This window comes from Nocardioides korecus, assembly GCF_054778395.1.
In genome coordinates this window covers 319,921-342,275 of the sequence record NZ_BAAGZO010000005.1, presented here as the reverse complement: position 1 = coordinate 342,275, position 22,355 = coordinate 319,921, and the positions used below count along the sequence as shown (strand labels likewise).

Sequence of the window (22,355 nt, the reverse complement as noted above, 5' to 3'; positions counted from 1 at the left end):
GTCCTGGCTGACAGGATCGTGCTGTGAGCGGCAAACACATCGAACTCTTCCTTGTCGACGGCACGCCTGGCGGGTTGACGACGGCCGAGATCCTCAACTGGACCGGCCAGGTCCTTAGCGCACCCCGCTCCGAGATGAGCACGCTCGTTCGGCGACCTGAGGTCGCCGGCACCTGCATCTACCTGCTCTTGGGTCCGGACGAGCAGGGTGGCACCCGCTGCTACATCGGCGAGACGGATGACTTCAGGTCGCGACTTCGCAACCATGACGCCAACAAGGAGTTCTGGCGCAGGGTCGTGGTGGTCACGTCGAAGGACGCCAACCTGACCAAGGCCCACGGGCGATACCTGGAGTCCCGACTCGTCTCCCTGGCCCTCCAGGCCGGACGCGTCGTCCTCGACAACGGCACGACGCCGCCTCCTCAGTCGCTGCCCGAAGCGCACGCCTCCGACATGGACTACTTCATCGATCAACTCCAGATCGTGTTGCCTGTCCTCGGCGTCGACGCCATCCGCGGGCGCGAGACGGTCGCGCTCCCGGCGACACGCCAGGAGGCGCTTGTCTCCCCTGTGTTCCACCTCGTCAACAAGAAGCTCGGTGTGGGCGCGACCGCCCAGCAGATCGACGGCGAGTTCACGATGCTCGCCGGGTCCACCGTCGTCGCCGACTGGCACGGCGTCGGGAAAGCTGACAGCACGATCAAGGCGTACGAGTCATACCGAGCACAGCACCTCAAACTCATCGCTGACGGCTCGATCATTGTCGAGAACGGTCTCGGTCGGGTGGTCAAGGACATCGTCTTCGGTTCCCCGTCCACGGCGGGTGCTATCGCACAAGGGCGATCGTGCAACGGGCGGATTTCCTGGATCGCCGATGACGGCACCGCCTTCGGCTCTTGGGAGAGTCGCGGCGTCGACCCACAGGATGCGTAGGGACGGTCAGAGCCTCATCGCGGCGACGGGATCGTTTCGCGCCGCCGGTGCGGCCTCCGGCTCGGCGCGACGTGTCGAGGCGAGGGCTCGTGCGCGGTCGAGGCTCTGGCTGTCGGTTGCGGGCTTGGGGCCGAGGAGCGTGCGGTCCTCAACGCTGTACCCGTCGCGGTAGGCGGCGACGTTTGATCGCGGCCTGATCCCAGCGGGTGCATGAGGCTCGATCGGCGGGCCGCAGACAGAGTGCCCTCGATCACGGCGCCTTCCCCCGAATCGCCTCGTCAGCAAGGTTCGAGCGCGCTGTTCGATCAAGTTGCGGCGCTCGTCGAGCGTCTGACGCATGTCTGATGCCATCCGGCCGAGTGCCGGGGGTCACATCAGGCCAGTTCCCTCACACAGGGGCCATGCCCGAATCCTGTCTTCCAGATCTTCTGGCAAGCGCTCGGCCAGGCCGGGGCTTTCCGGAGTTCGCAGCGCTCTTCTGAGACTCTCCCTCAGATGCTCGGTCCAGCTCGTCTCTCGGGTCGATGGTCGATCGACTCGCGTAGCTCCTCCCGACTACTGGCAGCACCGGCCGGCACGGGCGGTGCCACGGGCGGCGGTCGCAGCTCCTGGCGCGTGATGGCGATTAGGCCAGTGTTCATCGGCGCCGCGATGGGGACGTAACGCTCGCGGACCGGGCTCACCAGATCGCTGCCCGAATCGACGATCCGGGGCACCTTCACGCTTGCGAAATAGAGCCGATCGTCGACGCCCTGCTCGATGATCGCCGCAACCCGGGCGTCGACGCGAGTGAAGAGCTTGTTCAGGTCTCGGAGCGGCTCGGCCATCGTCAGTTTGCGGGCTTGGATGTGACGAAGTCGGCCGACTGCGTTGGCGGCTTCAGCAGCCGCCGATCCCCCGCTGCCGACCAGTCCGCCTACGTCTCGGGTCTCGTCGATTAGCTTCCTATAGACCTGCTCCCGGTAGAGCCACTTGTCGATCAGGTCGGGCGCAGCGTTGGGCCCGCGGCGGGCCGCCTCGTGCGACAGGATCCGCTGGCCGTCCAGTACCCGGCGCAGGTTGAGAGTGTTCGGGAAGCTGCTCAGATGGACGAGCATGTTGTGCTCGGCTTGCAGGACCCCGCCGATCCCTGGGAGCGGGCCACCGTCGATCGTCGCCAGCGGAGGACGCCAGCCCTTGTGGTCCACCGAGTAGTCAGACTCGCCGTACCCGGCGAAGACACCGCACACCTGGGCGGCACGGTCGAGCCGCCCGCGCTCGCGGATGGGGATCCAGCCGGGGATGTTCTCGTATCGCTTGTCGAGGACGACGAGAGCCCTGGCGACCTCGGCGGCGTCCTTCAGGACAGTGCTGGACTGCGCGGGCGTGAGTCGGCCGTGGTCCATGAGACCGCCGAAGTCGTGTTCGCCAAGAACGGCGGCCTTGGCGACCTGGCGCCAGCTCTCCACCATCGGGAACTCCTGTGGCGTGGTCAGCTCGGGGAGAGGTGGCAGGCCCGCATGCGACGCTTTGATGGACTGCGCGAGTCGGTACCGTAGTTCCCCGGCCGGCCCGCGAGACCTCTCGGCTGGCCGTTCGAGGTTCATCCCAGGGTTCGCGGCGACGACCGCGTGCAGGGACCACGTAAGAGCCGCGTAGCGATACCGCTGGATCTGCTCGCCGAGTAGCTCGCGCTGTTCAGCGGTAGTCGACGCGGGCACGGTGTATGTCCCCGAGCCGCCGAGTCGCTGCTGGATGCGGTGCTGGCGAAGCAATGTGGTCAGCTCGGACCGAAGTTGGTGGCCGTTCTCGCCGTAGGTCATGGCCGATCCAGCGCTCGGGCGTCCTCCAGCCTGGCGAGGACGAGCTCGACCTGGAGCCCGTCGACGCCGTGCTCGACGAGCTCCTCGATGGCGGCCTCAGCGACGGTGTAGAGGACGTCGCGCTCGTCGGTGAGGACCTCGGTGAGCGGCGGGACCTCCCCGCCGTGGATCGTGTCGAGCTCGAGGAGGACGTGCTCGTACTCCACCGAGGCGTCGAACGTGTGGGCGTTGTCGGCGAGGGCGGCGACATACGAGCGGGCCTCGGCGAGGGTGACGGCGTGAGAGATCAGCATCAGCGTTTCCTTCCTGGCGTGGCAGCGCTCGGGCGGTTGCCGTTGACATCAAGATCCGTTGCGGCAGGGCCGGCCCCTCCGTCTCCGGCCAGTTCTGTGGAGAAGCCGGTCTGCTGTGGGGGCGGGGGAGACATCGCGAGCTCGAGGTAGCGCCGGCCAAAGTGACGGCTGAGCCCGACCAGCTCGAACGCCTCATTTCGCGACATCCCTTGGCCGAGAAGGCGAAGAAGGGCTTGACCGAGGTCGAGCTCGATGGCTGCTACTGACTGCCGGGCGGCGGTGAGATCCCGGCACTTCCGGCGGGCGAGCCGCGCCGTGTCCTTGATTCGCGCTCCACGCGCTGAACCGATCGGGTTGCGTTGGTCCGCCCGGGCGATCAGCCGTTCGATCTGCGCGGCGGATTCACGTCGTCGCGCCTGCAGCGCCTTGGTTGTCTCGATTCCCATGCGCGCCTCGCCTCCGTAGTTGTCGGGCTACGAACTGCAAGCGCACGACTCCGGGCGAATGGACAGGGACGCCGCCCGGGAGCCGGCGACCTGGAAGGGGCGCTCACCGAAACGCTCACCGGTTACCTCACGGCCGCGCTTGGGTGCCACACCCCATGCACGCAGTGAGGCCGGTTCACCGAGGAAGGCAGCGAGGGGGTCGAGCACAGGAGGCACTTCCGGGACCGCTTTCCACAGTCTCGGAGTCGCGTTGAGCGCGCGGACCCGCGAGGCCCACACGCTGCCCATCGACGTTCAACCAACCGAAGGAGACACGATGAACGACACGCAGTTCGTCCGCCTGGACCCCAGCACGATCAAGATCGGCGCGAACGTCCGCACCGACCTACACTCCGATGCCCGGGAGTTCGCCCGCTCGATCAAGGAGCGCGGCGTGCTGGAGCCGGTGACCGTGTACGCCGACGCGGACGGCGCCTATGTCGTCATCCGTGGTCAGCGGCGCACGGTCGTCGCTGCGGAGGTCGGGCTTCCCGACATCCCGGCCCAGGTCGTCGCCCAGCCCGATGAGGCCGACCGGATCACCGACCAGATGGTGGAGAACCTCCACCGCGCGGCGATGCGTGACGGCGAGATCGTTAACGGCGTCGAGCAGCTCGCGCTCGTCGGCATCAGTGCTGCGCAGATCGCCAAGCGGGCCGCACTCCCTCGCGAGCGGGTCAACGCGGCCCTGACTGTTGCCGACAAGGAGCAGACCCGCGCCCGGGTCGTCGCTGGTGACCTGACGCTCGACGAGGCGGCGATTTTCGCGGAGTTCGAGCACGACGCCCAGGCCGTCGAGCAACTCGAGCGCGCCAAGCAGTTCGGCCGACCGCTCTCCCACACCGCCCAGCGCATGCGCGACGAGGCCCGGGAGCGCGCCGTACTCCTCACAGAGGTCGATCGCCTCCGCGCCGACGGGCTACCCGCGCTCGACCCCGAAGAGGTGCGCGACGTCCACCGATTCCGACTGTCGGACCACGTCCGCGCCGCGGATGGAGAGCCGGTCCCCGAGGACGAGTGGCCCAACCTGCCCGGCGCTGCCGTTGTGGTGGTCAGCGAGTGGGAGTACCCCGAGACCGGTGACGACAGCGACGAGGAGAACGCCACCGACGCGGAGCCGGTGCACATGCTTACTCCCGTGTGGATCTGCCGTGAGCCCGAGGCCGCCGGACTCGTCCAGCGCTGGACCTACCTCACCGGCACGCACACAACCGAGGCCAGCGAGGAGAACCAGGAGGCTGCGGCCGAGGCAGCGCGCGAGGAGCGCCGACTCGTCATCGCCAACAACAAGGCGTGGTCCAGCGCGGAAGTCGTCCGCCGCGACTGGCTGCGCCAGTTCCTCACCCGCAAGACTCCGCCGCCGGGCGCCGAAGCGCTGATCTGTGAAGCCGTCGTCGGAGGCCAGTTCACGCTCACCAAGGCGATGGACGCCGCCCACCCGACGTTGCGCGAACTTCTCGGACTCGACACCGCGTCGGTGTACGGCGGCGGCCGTCAGGCAGCCGAGCGGCTCGCCGACCAGCAGGCCACACCGAAGGCCGCGACCGTGACCACCCTCGCGGCCGTCGTCACCGCATGGGAGGCCAGCACCGGCAAGCACACGTGGCGCAACCCGAACTCCTGGGATGCCCGCGTCCTGGGCGCACTGGCGAAGTGGGGCTACCAGCCCAGCGAGGTCGAGAGCCTCCTTCTCAGCGCCCCAACCACCGACTACCAGCCGACCGACGATCAGTCGGTCGCCGTCTGACCCGGAAGGAGCCACGACCATGGCACACCAGATCGAGACCAACGGCAGCCAGGCCGCCGCCATCTTCGCCCGTACTGACCCGTGGCACCGGCTCGGGACGACGGTCCGAAACCGGGCGTTCACCGCCGAGGAAGCGATGACACTCGGGCACTTGGGCGGCTGGCGAGTCCGCAAGGCGCCCCTGATCGCCCACGAGGTCACCGGCGACGGCGTGACCACCATCGACGCACCCGGCTATGCCACTGTGCGCGACAACCCGTTCACCGGCCGCGCCGAGGCGCTCGGCGTCGTCGGAGCGGGCTACGAGCCGCTGCAGAACGAGGACCACGCCGAGTTCCTCAACAACCTGGCCGACCAGTCCGGCGCGGTCTTTGACACCGCCGGATCGCTCCGAGGCGGGCGGCAGGTGTTCATCACGATGCAGTTGCCGGAGTCGCTGAGTATCGGCGGGACCGACGCCGTCGATCTCAACATCGCCGCGCTCAACAGCCACGACGGGTCAGGGGCCTTCCGCATCCTCGTGACGCCGGTTCGTGTGGTCTGCGCCAACACCCAGGCCGCCGCGCTCGCCGCCCACGCGTCGAGCTTCTCCATTCGGCACACCCGCAACGCCAAGGCGGCCGTCGCTGCGGCACGAGATGCGCTGGGGCTGACGTTCTCTTACGTCGAGGCGTTCGAGGCTGAGGCCGAGTGGCTGATCCAGACGACGCTCACCGACGGAGAGTTCGACGCCCTCATCGAGGCGACGTTCGGACCACTCGACCCAGACGCGAGCGAGCGCACCAAGCAGGCCGACGCCGACCGGCAGGAAGTTCTGTCGTTCCTCTTCCACGACGCCGAGACCCAGGCCGGCATCCGGGGAACGGCGTGGGCCGGCTACCAGGCGGTGGCCGAGTACGTCGACCACTACGCCCCCGTGCGCGCCAAGCAGGACGCCCCGACGGCTCGCGCCGGCCGTCTCCTGATCTCCGACGCCCCCACGAAGACCAAGCACCGCGCCTGGTCGACCCTCACCGCCGCCTGACCGCCTCCCGCTCGACCTCCTCGCCTCACCTTCCGACGGAACAGCACAGCCACACACCCTTTGCACCGAGCTGATCGGCGGGTGTCCACTCGCCCGCGCCGGCGCGCTTGAAGGGGCGTGATGAGTCTGCGGAAGCTGACTGCGGGTGACGGGTACTGCTACCTCACCCGACAGGTGGCTGCCCACGACAGCACCGAGAAGGGCCACACCAGCCTCGCCGACTACTACGACGAGAAGGGCGAATCACCGGGCCGATGGATGGGCTCAGGTCTGGCCGGCCTGTCGATGACGCCGGGCGATGCAGTGACGGCCGCGCAGATGAAGTCCCTGTTCGGCCTCGGCATGCACCCCAACGCGGGCGCCATCGAGGAGCATATCGCCGAGCGTGGTGGGACCCGCACCGAGGTCGAGTCGGCGATAGCGCTCGGCAAGAAGTTCCTGGTCCACAACACTTCGTCCCTCTTCAACGTCCGCGTCGCCGAGGCCTTCACGACATACAACCGTGAGCACCGACAGAAGTGGAACGCCCCCATCCGGCCTGAGGAGCGCGCGCGGATCCGGACCGACATCGGCACTCGGATGTTCGGCGAGGAGCACGACCGAGCGCCGCAGGACGCCCGCGAACTCTCCGGATTCATCGCCAAGGCCTCACGCCAGGCGACCAGCGCTGTCGCCGGATTCGACCTGACGTTCTCGCCGGTGAAGTCGGTCTCCGCGCTCTGGGCGTTGGCGCCCCGCGACGTCGCCGGCGACATCCGAGCGGCCCACGACGCAGCAGTCGCCGACACCCTCTCCTGGCTGGAGCGCGAGGTGGCCCACACGCGGGTCGGCCGAGGCGGCGCCCGGCAGGTGAAGGTGCGCGGACTGGTTACGGCTGCCTTCACACACCGCGATAGCCGCGCCGGAGACCCGGATCTGCACACTCATGTCGCCGTGAGCAACAAGGTCCAGGCCGAGGACGGTCGCTGGCTCGCACTCGACGGCAGGCTCCTATTCGCCGCCAAGGTCGCCGCGTCGGAGCACTACAACACCCGGATCGAGGCCGAGCTCGTCGGCCGGCTCGGCGTCGAATTCGTCGAACGGGCTGGGTCCACCACCGGCAGACTGCCGGTCCGCGAGATCCGCGGAGTCAGCACCACACTCACCCGTTGGTGGTCCCGTCGCCGCGTCGCCATCGAGGCTCGTCAGGCAGAGATCGCCGCCGAGTTCCAGCAACGCTTCGGCCGCCCTCCCACCGCCATCGAGGCCAAGTCACTCGCCGACCAGGCAACGCTCGAGACCCGCGACGCCAAACACGGCCACCGCAGCGAGCGCGACCAGCGGGCGACCTGGCGTGCAGAGGCCGACGACGTCATGGGCGACCCCGCCGAGGTCGACGAGATGTACGCCCATGCGATCAACCGAGGAAAGGCCGGCAGGGCGCTGACGCGTGAGTGGGTCGAGGACACCGCCGCCTCGACCATCGTGGCCGTCGAGGAATCCCGAGCGACCTGGAACGTCTGGCACCTCCTTGCCGAGGCCCAGCGTCAGGCACGCCGTTCCGGGATCGCTCGTGAGGACGTGGATCAGGCCGTCTCCGAGGTCGTCGAGGCCGCGATCTCCCGCTCCGTCCGGCTCGGCGTCGACGACCCGGTCGCCGAACCTGCCCAGCTCCGTCGCCCCGACGGCGCAAGCGTCTACGACGTCCACGGCGCCACGCTCTACACGTCGGCGAAGGTCCTCAGCGCCGAGAACGAACTCCTCGCGCTCGCCACACGATCCGGCGGCCACGCGCTGGCCGATGTACGGGTCGAGGTAGCCGTCACCGCCTCCGCAGCCAGTGGCTTCGAGCTCAACGACGCCCAGGTCGCGATGGTCCGGGACCTCGCGACGTCAGGAGCTCTCGTCCAACTCGCCCTCGCTCCTGCCGGGACTGGCAAGACCACAACGATGAGCGTGCTCGCGGACGCCTGGACCGAGGGCGGCGGTCAAGTGATCGGCCTCGCGCCCTCAGCCCAGGCTGCACACGAACTCGGCCAGGCCATCACCGGCCACACCGACACCCTGGCCAAGCTGACCTGGACCCTCGCCAACGGATCGGCAGCAGAGTGGCCGCGCTGGATCCGCGAGATCGGCCCGAGCTCGATGGTCATCATCGACGAGGCCGGCCAGGCAGCCACCACCGAGCTGACGGCCGCGGTCCGCTACGTCGCCGAGCGAGGCGGCGTCGTACGCCTGATCGGTGACGACCAGCAGCTCGCCGCCGTCGGCGCGGGCGGGATCCTGCGCGACATCCAGCAGGAGTTCGGCGCGTCCACTCTGTCGGAGGTACGCCGCTTCGACGACCCGGCCGAAGCAGCGGCCACCCTCGCAATGCGCGAGGGCGACGTGGGTGCGCTGGGGTTCTACGCCGACAGCGCACGCGTCCACGTCGGCGATCTGGGCTCCGTCGCTGACCAGGCGTACGAAGCGTGGGCGGACGATCGCGCGGCAGGGCTTGACGCCGTACTCCTCGCACCGACCCGCGACGTCGTCAGCCAGCTAAACGCACGGGCACGGGCGGACCGGCTCACGACGACACCGATAGAGGACGGTCTGGAAGTCGATCTCGCCGATGGCAATCGCGCGTCGGCCGGGGATGTCATCGTCACTCGCCGCAACAGCCGCCGACTCGTGATCTCGCGCAGCAACTGGGTCAAGAACGGCGACCGCTGGCGGGTCGAGCAAGTTCTCGCAGGCGGCTCCCTTGTCGCGCGGCACATGGAACTCGGACGCTCCGTCGAACTGCCCGCCGACTACGTCGCCGAGCACGTCCAGCTCGGATACGCCACCACCGTCCACGGGGCCCAAGGCATGACCGCCGACACGGCCCACCTCGTCGCGACCGGCGAGGAGACGCGCCAGACGCTGTACGTCGGCATCTCGCGCGGCCGTCAGTCGAACCACATCTATCTCGCTACCGGCTTCGACGGTGACCCGCACAGCCTCATCGATCCGAAGGCGCTCCGCCCGCCGACCGCGATCGACGTCCTGGCCGAGATCCTCGAGCGCGACGGATCGGACCGCTCCGCCACGACCACGCAGCGGGAGGCAGCGTCCTGCGCGACTCAGTTGCACGACGCGGTCCTGCGCTACCACGATGCACTGGGGTTCGCGGCCGAGGAGGAACTTGGCGCCGACGCCCTCGCAAGCGTCGACCGGGACGCCGAAGCGATCTGGCCGGGACTCACCGCCGAACCGGCGTACCCCACTCTGCGCGCACACCTGGCGCTCCGCGCTGTGGAAGGTGAGGATCCCGTCGCCGCGCTACTCGACGCCGCCGGCCCCCGCGAGCTGGGCACATCCAACGACCGAGCCGCCGTGCTCGACTGGCGTCTCGGAGGGTCCGCGACCGAGGGACCTCTCCCCTGGCTCGACCCCGTCCCTACCCGGTTGGTAGGGCACCCGACCTGGGGGCCGTACCTTCACGACCGCGCCGACCGGATTGCAGGCCTCGCTGCGTCGGTGCGAGAGGAAGCCGAAGGCTGGGCGTCGGCCGACGCTCCGGCGTGGGCGTCAGGGCTCACCGCGGGCGAGGACGCCGTGCTTCGCGGAGACCTCTCGATCTGGCGAGCCGCCTTCGCCGTGCTCGAGGACGACGGTCGTCCGACCGGCCCAGTGCAGTCAGGATCGTCGACGACTCCGTACCAGCGGGACCTGGACCGCCGGGCAAAGGCGGTGCTCGGTGTTCATCGCGCCGGTGAGAACCTGACCGACCTCCTGCCCGACGAGGTCCGGTCCGACGGTGAGTTCACCCGTCTGTCCGAGCGCCTCGGCGCCCTCCAAGCAGCCGGGATCGACGTCGGCTCGCTGGTCGGCAGATCTGTGAACGTCGACCACCCGCTCCCCGACGAACGCGCCGCGGACGCGCTCTGGTGGCGGATCGTCCGGCACCTCGGTCCCGCCGCCCTGCGTGCGTCGGCAAGCCAGTCCCACACGCTCCGCCCGGCCTGGTCGACGTACCTGCGTGAGCGACTTGGTGAAGCTGTCGGCGAGCGGATGATGGCCGATGCGATGTGGCCGGCGCTCGTCGCCGCGGTGCATGCTCGCCCCGCTGAATGGACACCCGAGCAGCTGCTCGAAGCTGCAACGTCGGGCCGCGGACCCGACGTACGTCCTGAAGACCTGTGCTCGGCCCTGGTGTGGCGCATCGCGACGATGACGGACACGCCCTTCGACGAGCCGGAGCCCTTCGAACCGGACTTCGCTCCCGTCGAGCCAACGGCGTCCGATCCGGTCCAGGGGCTCGTGAGTCAGGGCACGCCCGCCGCCCGGATCGTCGAGCTCAACGAGTGGGCGCTCGACCACTACTCTTCGATGTTCGGCAGGTCGTGGGCGCCGGACTACCTCCGCGAGCGGCTGGGAACCGACCTCGCCGAGGACGAACGGTTCCAGGTCGGCTACGCACCCCCCGGACCGACGAGCCTGATCCAGCACCTGACGGCCCATGGGGCGTCGATCGAGGAACTGCTCGACGCCGGCCTCGCCCGCGAGACCGAACGCAGCCGCTTGGTCGACTCGTTCCGGGACCGCCTCGTGTTTCCGATCTACTCCGGCAGCGACCTGGTCGGGTTCATCGGCCGACGCAACCCGACAAAGGACGACCACGAGTTCGCCGGCCCGAAGTACCTCAACACGCGCGGCACCGCCGCGTTCACCAAAGGCGAGCAGCTGTATGGCCTCACCGAGGGGAACTCAGACCTCGCTGCGGGTGCGACGCCGGTCATCGTCGAGGGTCCGATGGACGCCATCGCCGTCACGCTGGCCTCGAGGGGTGACTACGTCGGCATCGCACCCCTCGGTACAGCCTTCACCGAGTCGCAGGCAGCGAAGCTGAAGCCATACGTACGCGAAGATCCCAAGCGGATCGTGATCGCCACGGACCCGGATTCAGCCGGCTGGGAGTCGGCCCAACGCGCGTTCTGGCGGCTCGCCGCACTGCGAGCCAACCCGCAGCACCTCACGCTCCCCAACGGCATCGACCCAGCGGACATCCTGCGCACGGAAGGCCCGGCGGCACTCGCCAAGCGCCTCGCCACCTCAACCGGGCACGCCCAACTGCTCATCGAGTGCCTTGTTGAAGAGCGACTTCCAGCCCACTCTGACGCTTTCTCACGAGTCGATCTCGGCCGACAGCTCGCGAGGATCATCGGTGCGCTTCCCCCCGAAGAGTGGATGGAGAACGGCCAGCACGTGGCAGAACTTCTCGACCTGTCGCCGGCGACCATGTATGAGGAAGTCGTCGAGGCAGGCACGAAGTGGACCGACGACCCTCAAGCCTGTGTCGCGCGCGAACTCGCGATGGTACGGCCGTCTGCGCCTGCGACTACCCGGGCTCGCGCAGTGGAAGGCATTCGCGGAAGCGGCGCAATCCACGAACTCGACTCGCCGTCCGTCGCCCCATCGACCAGCTTGCACGTCAGCATGTAGTCACTATCGCCTTTCATGGCGTCGGACGTCGCCAATACGCTCGGCGCCATGGACTTTGTGCTCAACGGGCGCACCATCGCGCTGGACCCGGCAACCGTCCGTGCCCGTGTGACAGCAGCCCCGCCCGACCCGATCCGTACGCACTGGGTAGAGATCGAGGGTCGCCGTTGGCCTCCGAAGCAGGCTTTCCGAGTCGCGACTGGACTCCATGACGAGTCGTTCATTAGCCACTTTGCGCTGCGCGTCTTCCAGCGACTGGGATTCCAAACTAGTCCCATCCCCGGTGAGTCGCCTCGCTCTTCGGGACCGCGGGAAGCAGTTGCAGCCCCCTCACCGTCTCCCCACACGGATACCGATGCGCTGGAGGCGTTCCGGCGCCTGGATTCCTTTATGGCATCCAACGCCTTGACCTCCACCCTCGCGGCTCTCGAAGCGAAGCTGCAGGGCGTCAGTCGAGCCGACGTTGAAGAGATTGTGGCGTCATCCGGCTTCGACGAGGATCTGGTCGATTGCGCTCTCGTTGTCCGTGAGCGTGTCGGGATGCTCGACACCCTCATGCACGCTGCCGTCATCACTCAGGTAGTTCCGATGATCCTCGAAGAGGGTGAGTTGGTGACCAAGCGCCCGTCACTGGGCGCTGGCAACGATCCCGACCGCGTCTTCGACCTGGAGACAACGCATAGAGTCGCCGAGTTCAAGCTCTCGTCCTGGAAGGGCCACGACGGTGGTCGTCAACGCGGCCTGTTCGCCGACGTGGTCGGTCTCTCCATGGACGACACCGGCAGGCGGCGCCAGGTTTACGTGGTTGGCCCGCTTCCTGTCGCCTTCCTCAAGACCAGCAACCGAAACGCCGTGAAGACCTTGTCGAAGGGAGCGCTACGCGTCCGTGACGCACCCGGACTCACGCCAATGATGACGGTCGCCGAGTTCACCGACTTGGCCAATATCGAGGTCATCGATCTAACCGGGCTGCTTCCCGGACTTCGGTAGCCTCGGCGCTTGTTTCGGGACCCGGTTCTCGAGCTCCATCACGTTGTTCTTCCGGCGAATCGTGAATTCGACTCCTCGTCCTGCCACCGTCGGCTCCGTCGACGAGTTGGCTCGTCGCCGTCTCGGTAGATCGCGTTCCTACCGCCGCCGGGGTTCGGTTGATGCCGCCCCGGTGGACACCCGGTCTCGCCGATGCGGTCGACGACGCGCTGGAGGAAGGCCGGCAGGGTGAATCGGTGCCACTCCTCCAGAGCGGCTGGCGTGCGGGCGAAGGCCGCCTCCCAGCGCAGGCAGGTCACGGTCGCGAGCTCGTGGACGATGTGCGGGTGGAGGTCCCAGCAGATCGGAACCACGCGATCGGTGCGCCAAGTGTGGTCCTCGTTGATCCACGCGACGACGTCGTCGAGCCACTGGTAGACGTTCCGGCGGATCTCGGGAGGGCAGCTCGGTGGGTCCCACGGCCGTGACAGCATCGCGACCCGACGGCTCTCGTGCTCGTCCTCATTCGTCGCGGCGGCAGCAAGACGCAGCTCGTCGAGCCGGCTCGAAATGACGCCGGGGGGCTCCGGAAACGGTGCTGCCATTAGACCCGTCACGGTCACTGACGTACCTCTGCTGCCTTCGCTCGCGCTTCGGCCTGCGCTTGGAGCAGCACCTTCCCGCGGCGACCGTCGATGCAGCGGGACAGCTTCGCGACGAACGGACGGGCGTTCTCGGCGACGACCAGGGCGTGACGCTCCGGAAGTTGCCTGATCTCCTCAGGTCGAAGGACGGGTACGTCGTCGCCGTAGAAGCTGCTGCCCCAACCGCCTCGGTGGAGGTTGTAGCTTCTACGGGAGACGCGGGTGGTGCCAAGCAGGTCCGAGACCTCCTTGTAGAACTCGCCGTCCTTCCCGCCGCCGAAGATCACGATGTTGTTGGTAAGGCCGAACATCGCCCGTGCTTCGTCCTCGCCGTAGCAGATCACGAGCTGGCGCCAGGTCTGTGCTGCGTAGATGAAGGACAGGCCGAGCGCCCGTTCGTTGGCCATGCGGGTGCGCAAGGTGGGCAGCGGCGTCGTAGACGGCAGCTCGTCGAGGCAGGCAAGGAACGACGGGCAGAGCCGACCGTACGGCGACGCTGTCGCCATGCCGAGTGCAGTGTCGAGAACGTGCTCAGCGATCGCGGTCATCAACGGCGAAGCGGAGGCATAGGGGTCCTCGCGGCCAAGCAAATAGACGGTTCCGCGTTCAGCGATCACCTGCTTCAGATCGGTCGCGGGCCGACCGGTTCCGGGAACACATCGGCGCCGGATCGTCTCTTGAAAGAACAACGCCACCGCTTGCTGGACCGTCGTTATCGTGTTGCCGGCCGTCCGGTGATCGCCGTGTAGCGCGCCGCGCAGGAGTCCGTCCCAGAACGGTGCCGCCGCAGGGTGGGTCCGCAGGATCTCCTCCGGCTGCGAGGCGTTGTGCGGGTCAGCGATCCACATGAGTACGTCGTCCAGCGATGCGCCGTCGAGAGCCGCCGCATGGAAGTACGCCTGAAGGACCTTGGCCGCCTCGGCCGCGTAGAAGCGAGCCGCCTCGTCGCCGGTGCCGCGGCTGACCGCACCGCCAACGGTTCCCGCCGTAAATGCCTTGGCGCGGCGCTCAGCTGTCATCGAGTCGGCGCAACCGTCGACGGGATCCCAGACCAGGGCCGGCACGCCGGGCGCCAAGTCGAACGGGTCGAGCACGTGGACGGGCCGCTCCCCTTCCGCCCGCGCTCCTAGAGTCAGGTAGAGGTCCTCGGGCTTGGTGAGCGTCACAAGTGCTGCGCCTGGAGCGGTGAGCAGCGCTGGCGTGAGCAGATCCAGTGTCTTGCCCGATCCCTGCGGGCCGTAGACACCCGTGGTGCGGTCGAACGGCACCCATGCCTCGACCCCGCGCGGGACAGTGGACCGGCCAAGACGCCACCCGAGGTCGGTCGCTTCGACAGGACTCATGACCGCCCGCCGTCGAGGAGATCGGGCCGAATCGTCTTCCGCCTCCGCATCAGCTGCCGGCGCCCGAGTACGGCGGCAACCTCCTGCCTCGCCGCCATACCGAACTGAGCCAGCGGCCCGACCGTGCGCCACCACCAGGACAGACTGATGACCGCGGCGCTCGCCAGGGCGAGTTCGATGGCGACCGCGGCCGCGTAGACGAGAACTGTCGCAGGCACCGCAGCCTGGAGTCCCGGCGACAGCCCGCGGCCAGCGTCTCCTGTCAGCAGGCCAAGAATGCTCCGACCAAGTTCGGACCCGGGCCAGACGAACCCATCCCCGCAGAGCGCGAACGCAAGCCCCTGACCCGCGGGCAGCGCGAGGAATGACCCGAGCAGCCAGATCAGCCCGATCCCCACGGGGATCTCCCAGGTCGTCGGGAAGACGTCAGTGCGTCGGCTTTGAACCCTCACGCCCCTTCAAGCACACACGAGCCAGCGAATGGACAGCGAATTCCGACCCACGTCCTTCTCGTCCAGACCTCAGAGCCGACGCGACAGCGGCGTCATCCAGATGGCTGACGGAGGCCCCCACCTCCGGGTATGGGGCTCGGTCCACCTCATGGCGATCCGCCACACCGGCACCAGACTGGCTGACCTCAGCAGAAGGCTCGGACAGCCGCGGAGAAGGTCGGCGCGAATTGCAGGCCGACGGATCGCCGTCTTCTAGGCCCTTTACCCAGCCTTCGCCGCGAGCCACCGACTCGGGTCCACGTTGTCGGGTCCGTAGATGCTGCCGTTGCGGAGATGCACCTCGAAGTGGAGGTGACAGCCCGTGGCGTTCCCCCGGGCTCCCGCCTCGCCGAGATTTTGGCCGGCTCCGACTGCCTGGCCCTCGTGGACGTCGAGTTTCTGCATGTGGGCGTACCAAGTGGCGACCGAGTCCGGTCCGGTGACGACCTTGACCAGCCACGTGCCTGCCCAAGCCTGACTCGTATCGATCTGGACTGTCCCGCTCGTCGCGGCGAGGACCGGCGTGCCACACGGCACGGAGAAGTCGGTGCCGGTATGCCAGCTGCTCCAGTGGCTTCCGGTGCCGCCCCAGTTGTGGCTGTCGGTTCCGATGAACGCCGGCCGGACGGGGTAAACAGCACCGCCCGGGCCTACGGACGGCGATGACCCGCAGGCCGCAGGCGCCGTCGTCAGTGTGGCCGTTGCGCCCGGCCAGAGCTGGTCGGTGAGTCGGGTCGCGAGCGGCACCCACTGTTCGTAGAGGCCGCGGTACTCCTCGGCGGGCCGTTGGACGTCGGCAGCGACGTCGGTGACCCGGCGGGTGTCCCACTCGGGAACCAGGACGACGTGTTGCAGGAAGGTTGTGGTGGCGTGCGGGACGTTCCTGACCTGCTCCGGACTCCCCCAGCCCTGCGACGGACGCTGCTGGAAAGCACCAAGGGAGTCACGATCTCCGTAGTCGAGGTTGCGGATCCCGGACTCCTGGCGGGCTGTCGCGAGCGCGATGACCGCAGCGTGCGGCTTGTCCGCGGTGGCTGGGAAGGCCCGGACAGCGGCGACGATCTGCTGCGCGACCGCCATTTGCTCGGTGTCCAGATCCGAATCACTGCTCGGACCGGTGGACACACCTGTCCCGCCGCAGGCCGCCGCCGGTGACGACAACGCCTGGCCGCCGATCATGACGATGAACAGGATCGGGAACGCGATCGGAAGTGCGAGCAGTCCGACGCCGTACGTCGCCTTGCCTGTCATGCTGCCTCTATGCGCGACGGTTCGATTTGCTGATTCGCGGGCCCGATCCACGTCCGTGCAGGTGAAGCGAGTTCCCTGACTGTGAGAGATTCATTGATCATCAGTCGCCTTTCCTGAAGGTTTGGGCGTATCGTCGACGTGTGGTCGGCATCGGTGAACAGTCGTGAGCGTGAGGCTGCTCGCGGTGCCCGGCGGCGCTGCTGATCCGGGTCTCGCGACGGCGCAGGATGTCGAGGACTTCGAGCAGGAGCTGGTCGACCAGTACGCGCTGGCGATGGTGGCCGCGGGTCTGAGTGACGGGCACATCCGTAACAGCCGGGCAGCGGTCATCGAGTTCGCCCGGTTGTTGACCTGCCCGCTGTGGGAAGCGACCTGCAAGGATGCTGACCGGTATCTGGCTGAGCAACGACGGCTCGGCCGAAGCGTGTCCACGCGCGCTGGCAAGGCTGGGACCTTGGCGGTGTTCTACGACTTCGTCGTCGACCGCTACGAGGGCGCCATCAGGCGTGCGACCGGGGTTCAGGTTGAGCAGCCGATCGATGAGTACAACCGCCAGTCCGGCGCCTCGCTTGGGAAGGTCCGGGTGCCGCCGTCGGATGAGGAGGTCGAGGTCCTGTTTGCCGGATGGCGCGAGTCGGTCCCCGACGCCCGCAAGTACCTGCCCGCGGCGCGGGACTACTTCGCGGCTTCGCTGTGGCGTCGGCTCGGACTGCGGATCAACGAGACCGTCATGCTTGACATCCGCGACTGGCGCCCGGACCTCGGCGGGTTCGGCAAGCTTCACGTCCGCTTTGGCAAGGGCAGCCGCGGACGTGGGCCCAAGCCCCGGCTGATCCCGGCGATCAACGGCGCCGACCAGCTGATCGACTGGTGGCTGGCCGAGGTCCGGCCGCAGTACGGGGCCGACTGGGCCGATCCGGATGCCCCGCTGCTGCCCTCCGAACGACTCGACCATGACCTCGGTCGCTGTGGCCGGGCACGGGCCGACGTGTTGCGCCGGACGCTGACCAGTCAGGTCGACCAGTGGCTCCCGGCATGGTCGGGTCGGATGACACCGCACGTGCTGCGGCACTACTGCGCGTCCTCGCTCTATGCCGCCGGGGTGGATCTCAAGGCGCTCCAGGAGCTGCTCGGCCACCAGTGGCTGGCCACCACCTCGGGTTACATCCACGTCCGCAGCGACCACATCGAACGGGCGTGGGACCAGGCCAACGAACGTCTCGAAGACCGCTTCGGCCAGCCACGCCTGACCGCCACGACAACGAACTGACTCCACCGAGGACTCCAGGGAAGAGAGGAAGCAGATGCAGTGGAACCTGCGGCTGCGTGCCGCCGAGCGAGGGATCTGGAAGTCGGCCGAGCTGCGGCGGATGCTCGCTGAGGCCGGCCTGGAGATCTCGACGGGGAAGATGTCGTCGTGGTGGGCCGGCACCCCGATCACCATGCGCCTAGAGGATCTCGACGTGCTGTGCGCGGTGCTTGGGTGCACGACAGACGACTTGATGAGCCGTGAGCCGGACAAGGTCGCCGCCCGACGTCCACGGACCACGGACGCCGCCAACGGCGACGACAACGGCTCACCCGGCGACGGCGACGGTTCCGGCACCCGGTCCCCAAGGGTGACGCCCCGGCCCAGCAAGGCACGCTCGACCCCACCTCTGTAGACGGTGAAGGCCAGAGGATGTCGCGGGTCTCGGGCCGCTACCGTCTGGGCGGTGACCAGCAACGACTCCACCGAGGCGCTCCCTGGTGCCGGCCCGGTGACGCGCTCACCGGCCGCGGGCTTCCTCGCGGGGGCGGCCGTCGGCGTGCTGGGCGGACTGGTGGGCCTGGGTGGTGCGGAGTTCCGGCTACCGTTGCTGCTGGCAGTGTTTGGCTTCGCTGCCCTCGCGGCGGTGATCGTGAACAAGGCGATGAGCCTCGTGGTAGTCCTGGCCAGCATCCCGGCACGCTTGAGCGCGGTCCCGATCTCCGAGGTCGCCCACGAGTGGACCGCGGTGCTCAACCTGCTTGCCGGCAGCCTGCTCGGCGCCTGGCTCGGCGCCTCGTGGGCCACCCGAATGAAGTCGACGACGCTGTACCGGATCCTGGCGGTGCTGCTGGTCTTCATCGCAGCCGTCTTCACCGCAGAACGCATCGGCACCCTGCACAGCGCGGACCTGCCCGCGGGCGCGCAGCTGGTCGCCGGCGTGGTGGCCGGCTTCGGGATTGGCGTGGTGGCCGCACTCATGGGCGTGGCCGGTGGCGAGCTGCTCATCCCGACCCTCGTGCTGCTCTACGCCGTGGACACCAAGCTCGCCGGATCCCTGTCACTGCTGGTGTCGCTGCCCACGATGCTCGTGGCGTTCTTCCGCTACTCCCGCGACCAGGCGTTCGCGGTCCTGACCACCACCAAGCAGTTCGTCCTCGCCATGGGCGCAGGTTCCGTGACCGGATCGATCGCCGGAGGCCTGCTCCTCGGCGTCGTCGCAGAGGCAGTCCTGGTGCCCCTGCTCGCCGTGCTCCTACTGCTCTCAGCGGTGAAGGTCTGGCGGCACTCCTAACCGATCGCTGCACCGACCAGGGCGGGACCCGATGAGTCCGCCCGCACCGGGAACGAACGCACCGCTGCGGCTGCCACCCAAGTGCAACCGCTGCCAAGTCAACCGCGTCGCCTGGACCAGACCCCGGGTCGACTTCTGCTACGACTGCCTGCCCGGTGGGCCCTTCCCAACGCCGTCCTGCCGGCAGTGCGGCAGCCAGGGTGAGTACTTCAGCCAGGGCCTGTGCAGCCGCTGCCACCCTCGCAGCCCCGAGCACATCGACTCCTGCAAGCACTGCCTGGCCTGGGGCGTCTATCCCCGCTACAACTGGACCTGCTGGTCTTGCAAGTGGTGGGAATCCCACTACCCCAAGGGGACCTGTGCCTTCTGCGGCCGAGATGCGCATGTGAGCGACACCCGAACCTGTCGGCTGTGTCTGGAGAATGCTCGCCTCGAGCAAGAGCCAGGTCGCGCACCTGATGTCGTCGCCGCGAACCAGCACAGCCAGCAGCTCTTCTTCGCCAACATGGTTGACAGGCGGCGCAAGACTCCGCTGCCCGACTACATCAGCTGGGATGGTCGCTGGTCGAAGAAGAACAAGAACCAGCTGCCCTACCGGCCCGGCACCTGCTTCGACGAGGCAGCCGCCGAACAGCTCGTGCTGTTCGACATGGCCCCCGACCCCGACGTGCTGCGTCAGAGGATCCTGGTCGAGGACAGCGACCTCACCCGCTACTGCGCTGCCATCGTGGCCGACCACGCGCGCCGCTACGGCTGGAGCGTGCGGCAGCGTAACGCCGTGATGCAGACCCTGCGGATGCTGCAAACCGTCCGGCCCACCCCGACCGCGAAGATCCGCTCGAGCGAGGTCGTGGCGCTGCGCCGCTACGACGGCACGATCGTGTCCACCGTCGACGTCCTGGCCGAGGCAGGCCTGCTCATCGATGACGTCCCCACCCACGTCGAGCAGTACTTCGACGCCAAGTTTATCGGCGCCGGCGCCCTCCCGGACGCCATGCGCAAGCACCTCGAGCTCTGGCTGCAGATCATGCTCGGCGGCTCCCGGAGCTCCCCACGCCAGTTCCCCCGCGAGCCCGCGACCGTCGAGCTCCACATCCGAGGACTCGCCCCCGTCGTGCAGGCCTGGGTCGAAGCAGGGCGCCAGTCGTTCGCCGAGATCAGCAAGGACGACATCCTCACCGCCCTGGCGGGACTGCCCGCAGGCACCAGCCACAGGCACTTCGCCGAGAACGGCCTGAAGTCGCTGTTCAAGATCCTCAAGGGCCGCCGGTTGATCTTCGCCAACCCGATGCGCGGCATCGACCTCACCCCGGTGGCCACCGACATTCCGATGCCGCTGGACACCGCTCTGATCCGTGCCGAACTGGACTCGCCGAACCCCGCCGTCGCGCTCGCGGTGGCTCTGGTGGCATTCCATGCCCTGACCGGCAAGCAGGTCCGCGAACTGCAACTGATCGACATCGTCGACGGGCGGCTCCAGGTCGACGGCCGCGACATTCCACTCGCCGCACCGGTCAGGACACGGCTGGCCGCCTGGCTCGACTATCGCAACCAGACCTGGCCCGCCAGCGCCAACCCGCACCTGCTCATCAACCGGCGCACCGCACCGCGGCTCGTGCCCGGCGGCCATGCATTCCCCTGGCGGGACAGCGCGCTCCGCCCGCGCGCGCTGCGCGAGGACCGCATCCTTCACGAGATCCACGCCACCGGCGGCGACGTACGACGCATCTGCGACCTGTTCGGCATGAGCGTCGAAGGCGCCACCCGCTACCTCAAGACCGCCGAGCACGCCGCCCTGCGTGACAAGCAGTAGGCACTTCGGCGAACATGCACGAGCAGCTCCCACCTCCTGGCCGAGCATGTGCAAGTTCGGCCAGAAACCGTCAGAAATCTCGCGAACAGTCACAGGGCTTAGGCGACCGCATCGTTCGTGTACGTGAGCCGACGCTCGACGGGCGTCAGGACGGTCTGAACCTTGAATCGCTGGTCGCCGACCATCCACAGCGCGCGCCCCTTGTCCTGCATCGCCCAGCCGGTGACCAGTTCCTGCTGCATCCGGGTCAGTCCCAGCAGATGACCGAGCTCCGTGCCGACCTCTTCGTCCTGGCCCATGAGGATGCGTACGTCGGCGAGGTGGAGTAAGTCCTTGGCGATCTGCGCCGCTTGGCTTCCCTGATCACCGGCCGAGAGCGGGTCGGACGGCTTGTGGTAGGTCACGAGCTGGATGTCGCCGTCGTTGCGCGAGAGTCGGAGGTTGGAGTCGAGAGTCTTCACGGCGTCGACTCCCAGCCGTGTCTGCATCCAGGCTTCGTCGCGGAGCACGATGCGCCGGTCGCCGGCCTCGGCCATCTCCCGAATTCCTTGGCCCCACGAGTTGAGACACATCAGGGCTATGCCGACCGCAGCCTCGTTTCCGGCCGAGTGAAGGGCGTTGAGGGAGAGCGTCTGGATCGGCGCACGCCAGTTCGGCTCAAAAGTCGAGGGGGCGTCGAAGAGTCCCTCGAGTTCGCCTTCGCACAGCGAGCCGAGGGCGTCGCGAAGGGGTCGGGTGCTGTCGAAGAAGTCCTGCTGTGACTCGTACCGACACGCAGCGACCAGGTCCTCGCTCGGACTGTCGAGGGCCTTCCAGACCATCGGGATCGTGACCGGCGTCAGCTTCGTCTGCCCGTTCGTCCAGCCGATCAAGTCACGCAGAACGTGGTTGATCACCCGTGCCTCGGTCGGAGTGAAGGGGACCTGCTGGGAGCCGACAAGCCCGCGGATGAGCGCGAGCCAGCGGTTGAAGATGACGGCGGCTCGGCGCGCGGTCTCGGCGCGGTCCTGCCGTTCCCAGTCCAGAGCGAGCGGCCCGAGATCCAGTGGGTTGATCCGACCCGGCATGCCGGGGCCGATGCGGAACGGCTCGACGCCCAGGGCGCGAGAGATGTCTTCGTACTCGTCCTTGACGTCCCCGAGGACGAGCGATCTGTATCCGAAACGGATCATGCGGAGCATGAACGCCTTCACGAGTGCGGATTTGCCACGACCTGGTTTGCCGAAGATGAAGACGTTGGGGTTGGTCACCGGGATGGTGTCGTCGTTGATCCATCCCATTGGGTCGCAGTAGAACGAGCCGCCAGATAGGACGTTGAACCCCATCGGCGCTCCGGTCGGCGGTAATCCGTCGCCGGCGATGAGTGGCCACATGACGGGGGTCTGTTCCGAGGTCATCTGATAGGCCGCCAAGGGCGGGAGGGTCGGCGCCCAGCCATGCCCGGTCTTGCGTACGCCGCGATGTCGGACGACCCGCGGAAACGGCTTGTCGGCTGGGGGCTCCGGTGGCTCTGCGTCTTTGCGCGGCAGACGCGAGCCGAAGTCCGTGAGTAGGTGGTCCACGGACCGCG

The 22,355-nt window shown here is 68.0% G+C and carries 17 protein-coding genes; 9 read left to right on the top strand and 8 right to left on the bottom strand.

What is annotated here, in order from left to right:
* Nucleotides 1-23: 23 nt before the first annotated feature.
* The gene (locus tag ACYVDA_RS12370; protein WP_460818665.1) at nt 24-932 is read left to right on the top strand and encodes a GIY-YIG nuclease family protein; all 909 of its coding nucleotides are present in this window, start codon (nt 24-26) and stop codon (nt 930-932) included.
* A 491-nt stretch (nt 933-1,423) separates the two neighbouring features.
* Here the strand turns inward: ACYVDA_RS12370 and ACYVDA_RS12365 are convergent, their stop codons facing one another.
* Genes ACYVDA_RS12365 through ACYVDA_RS12355 form a run of 3 tightly spaced genes read right to left on the bottom strand, consistent with a single transcriptional unit; the run spans nt 1,424 to nt 3,473 of the window.
* On the bottom strand, nt 1,424-2,734 hold the full coding sequence (locus ACYVDA_RS12365) for a hypothetical protein (protein WP_460818664.1): 1,311 nt from the start codon (nt 2,732-2,734) through the stop codon (nt 1,424-1,426).
* Complete coding sequence (locus ACYVDA_RS12360; protein ID WP_460818663.1) at nt 2,731-3,027, bottom strand: hypothetical protein; 297 nt, start codon at nt 3,025-3,027, stop codon at nt 2,731-2,733. Before ACYVDA_RS12360 ends, ACYVDA_RS12365 begins: the two co-directional genes overlap by 4 nt.
* Nucleotides 3,027-3,473 (bottom strand): hypothetical protein, encoded by a 447-nt coding sequence (locus tag ACYVDA_RS12355; RefSeq protein WP_460818662.1) that lies wholly within the window; start codon nt 3,471-3,473, stop codon nt 3,027-3,029. The genes ACYVDA_RS12360 and ACYVDA_RS12355 overlap by 1 nt, the downstream gene beginning before the upstream one ends.
* A gap of 250 nt (nt 3,474-3,723) precedes the next feature.
* On the opposite strand from ACYVDA_RS12355, the gene ACYVDA_RS12350 reads away from it, so the two are divergent.
* The 4 genes from ACYVDA_RS12350 to ACYVDA_RS12335 all read left to right on the top strand — a co-directional run bounded on the left by ACYVDA_RS12350 (nt 3,724) and on the right by ACYVDA_RS12335 (nt 12,721).
* Complete coding sequence (locus ACYVDA_RS12350; protein ID WP_460818661.1) at nt 3,724-5,259, top strand: ParB/RepB/Spo0J family partition protein; 1,536 nt, start codon at nt 3,724-3,726, stop codon at nt 5,257-5,259.
* A 19-nt stretch (nt 5,260-5,278) separates the two neighbouring features.
* Complete coding sequence (locus tag ACYVDA_RS12345) at nt 5,279-6,283, top strand: DUF932 domain-containing protein (protein WP_460818660.1); 1,005 nt, start codon at nt 5,279-5,281, stop codon at nt 6,281-6,283.
* A gap of 120 nt (nt 6,284-6,403) precedes the next feature.
* Nucleotides 6,404-11,731 carry a MobF family relaxase gene (gene mobF, locus ACYVDA_RS12340; RefSeq protein ID WP_460818659.1) on the top strand — a complete coding sequence of 1,776 codons (5,328 nt, stop codon included), beginning with the start codon at nt 6,404-6,406 and terminating at the stop codon, nt 11,729-11,731.
* 15 nt (nt 11,732-11,746) lie between these two features.
* Complete coding sequence (locus tag ACYVDA_RS12335) at nt 11,747-12,721, top strand: hypothetical protein (protein WP_460818658.1); 975 nt, start codon at nt 11,747-11,749, stop codon at nt 12,719-12,721.
* A 38-nt stretch (nt 12,722-12,759) separates the two neighbouring features.
* On the opposite strand, the gene ACYVDA_RS12330 is transcribed toward ACYVDA_RS12335, so the two are convergent.
* The 4 genes from ACYVDA_RS12330 to ACYVDA_RS12315 all read right to left on the bottom strand — a co-directional run bounded on the left by ACYVDA_RS12330 (nt 12,760) and on the right by ACYVDA_RS12315 (nt 16,429).
* Entirely contained in the window at nt 12,760-13,305 is a 546-nt protein-coding gene (locus ACYVDA_RS12330; RefSeq protein WP_460818657.1) for a hypothetical protein, read from the bottom strand.
* Nucleotides 13,306-13,319: 14 nt separating this feature from the next.
* Entirely contained in the window at nt 13,320-14,687 is a 1,368-nt protein-coding gene (locus tag ACYVDA_RS12325; RefSeq protein WP_460818656.1) for a type IV secretory system conjugative DNA transfer family protein, read from the bottom strand.
* Nucleotides 14,684-15,085: a hypothetical protein gene (locus tag ACYVDA_RS12320; RefSeq protein ID WP_460818655.1), complete on the bottom strand. Its 402-nt coding sequence runs from the start codon at nt 15,083-15,085 to the stop codon at nt 14,684-14,686. The genes ACYVDA_RS12325 and ACYVDA_RS12320 overlap by 4 nt, the downstream gene beginning before the upstream one ends.
* Before the next feature lie 315 nt (nt 15,086-15,400).
* Entirely contained in the window at nt 15,401-16,429 is a 1,029-nt protein-coding gene (locus tag ACYVDA_RS12315; RefSeq protein WP_460818654.1) for a M23 family metallopeptidase, read from the bottom strand.
* 169 nt (nt 16,430-16,598) lie between these two features.
* Between ACYVDA_RS12315 and ACYVDA_RS12310 the strand changes: the two genes are divergently transcribed.
* The 4 genes from ACYVDA_RS12310 to ACYVDA_RS12295 are packed head-to-tail and all read left to right on the top strand — an operon-like array spanning nt 16,599 to nt 20,785.
* Entirely contained in the window at nt 16,599-17,699 is a 1,101-nt protein-coding gene (locus ACYVDA_RS12310; RefSeq protein WP_460818653.1) for a tyrosine-type recombinase/integrase, read from the top strand.
* 34 nt (nt 17,700-17,733) lie between these two features.
* A complete protein-coding gene (locus ACYVDA_RS12305) occupies nt 17,734-18,093 on the top strand; it encodes a helix-turn-helix domain-containing protein (protein WP_460818652.1) in 360 nt (119 codons plus the stop codon).
* 51 nt (nt 18,094-18,144) lie between these two features.
* Entirely contained in the window at nt 18,145-18,972 is an 828-nt protein-coding gene (locus ACYVDA_RS12300) for a sulfite exporter TauE/SafE family protein (RefSeq protein WP_460818651.1), read from the top strand.
* A gap of 31 nt (nt 18,973-19,003) precedes the next feature.
* On the top strand, nt 19,004-20,785 hold the full coding sequence (locus tag ACYVDA_RS12295; protein ID WP_460818650.1) for a hypothetical protein: 1,782 nt from the start codon (nt 19,004-19,006) through the stop codon (nt 20,783-20,785).
* Nucleotides 20,786-20,883: 98 nt separating this feature from the next.
* Here ACYVDA_RS12295 and ACYVDA_RS12290 read toward each other — a convergent pair whose 3' ends face one another.
* Nucleotides 20,884-22,197: an ATP-binding protein gene (locus tag ACYVDA_RS12290; protein ID WP_460818649.1), complete on the bottom strand. Its 1,314-nt coding sequence runs from the start codon at nt 22,195-22,197 to the stop codon at nt 20,884-20,886.
* Between the last annotated feature and the right edge of the window lie 158 nt (nt 22,198-22,355).

What these genes read in the sequence shown, in the direction of transcription:
- ACYVDA_RS12365 (WP_460818664.1), bottom strand. Translation starts at nt 2,734, where the DNA reads ATGACCTACGGCGAGAACGGCCACCAACTTCGGTCCGAGCTGACCACA.
- ACYVDA_RS12360 (WP_460818663.1), bottom strand. Translation starts at nt 3,027, where the DNA reads ATGCTGATCTCTCACGCCGTCACCCTCGCCGAGGCCCGCTCGTATGTC.
- ACYVDA_RS12355 (WP_460818662.1), bottom strand. Translation starts at nt 3,473, where the DNA reads ATGGGAATCGAGACAACCAAGGCGCTGCAGGCGCGACGACGTGAATCC.
- ACYVDA_RS12345 (WP_460818660.1), top strand. Translation starts at nt 5,279, where the DNA reads ATGGCACACCAGATCGAGACCAACGGCAGCCAGGCCGCCGCCATCTTC.
- mobF (WP_460818659.1), top strand. Translation starts at nt 6,404, where the DNA reads ATGAGTCTGCGGAAGCTGACTGCGGGTGACGGGTACTGCTACCTCACC.
- ACYVDA_RS12335 (WP_460818658.1), top strand. Translation starts at nt 11,747, where the DNA reads ATGGCGTCGGACGTCGCCAATACGCTCGGCGCCATGGACTTTGTGCTC.
- ACYVDA_RS12330 (WP_460818657.1), bottom strand. Translation starts at nt 13,305, where the DNA reads ATGGCAGCACCGTTTCCGGAGCCCCCCGGCGTCATTTCGAGCCGGCTC.
- ACYVDA_RS12325 (WP_460818656.1), bottom strand. Translation starts at nt 14,687, where the DNA reads ATGAGTCCTGTCGAAGCGACCGACCTCGGGTGGCGTCTTGGCCGGTCC.
- ACYVDA_RS12315 (WP_460818654.1), bottom strand. Translation starts at nt 16,429, where the DNA reads ATGACAGGCAAGGCGACGTACGGCGTCGGACTGCTCGCACTTCCGATC.
- ACYVDA_RS12305 (WP_460818652.1), top strand. Translation starts at nt 17,734, where the DNA reads ATGCAGTGGAACCTGCGGCTGCGTGCCGCCGAGCGAGGGATCTGGAAG.
- ACYVDA_RS12295 (WP_460818650.1), top strand. Translation starts at nt 19,004, where the DNA reads ATGAGTCCGCCCGCACCGGGAACGAACGCACCGCTGCGGCTGCCACCC.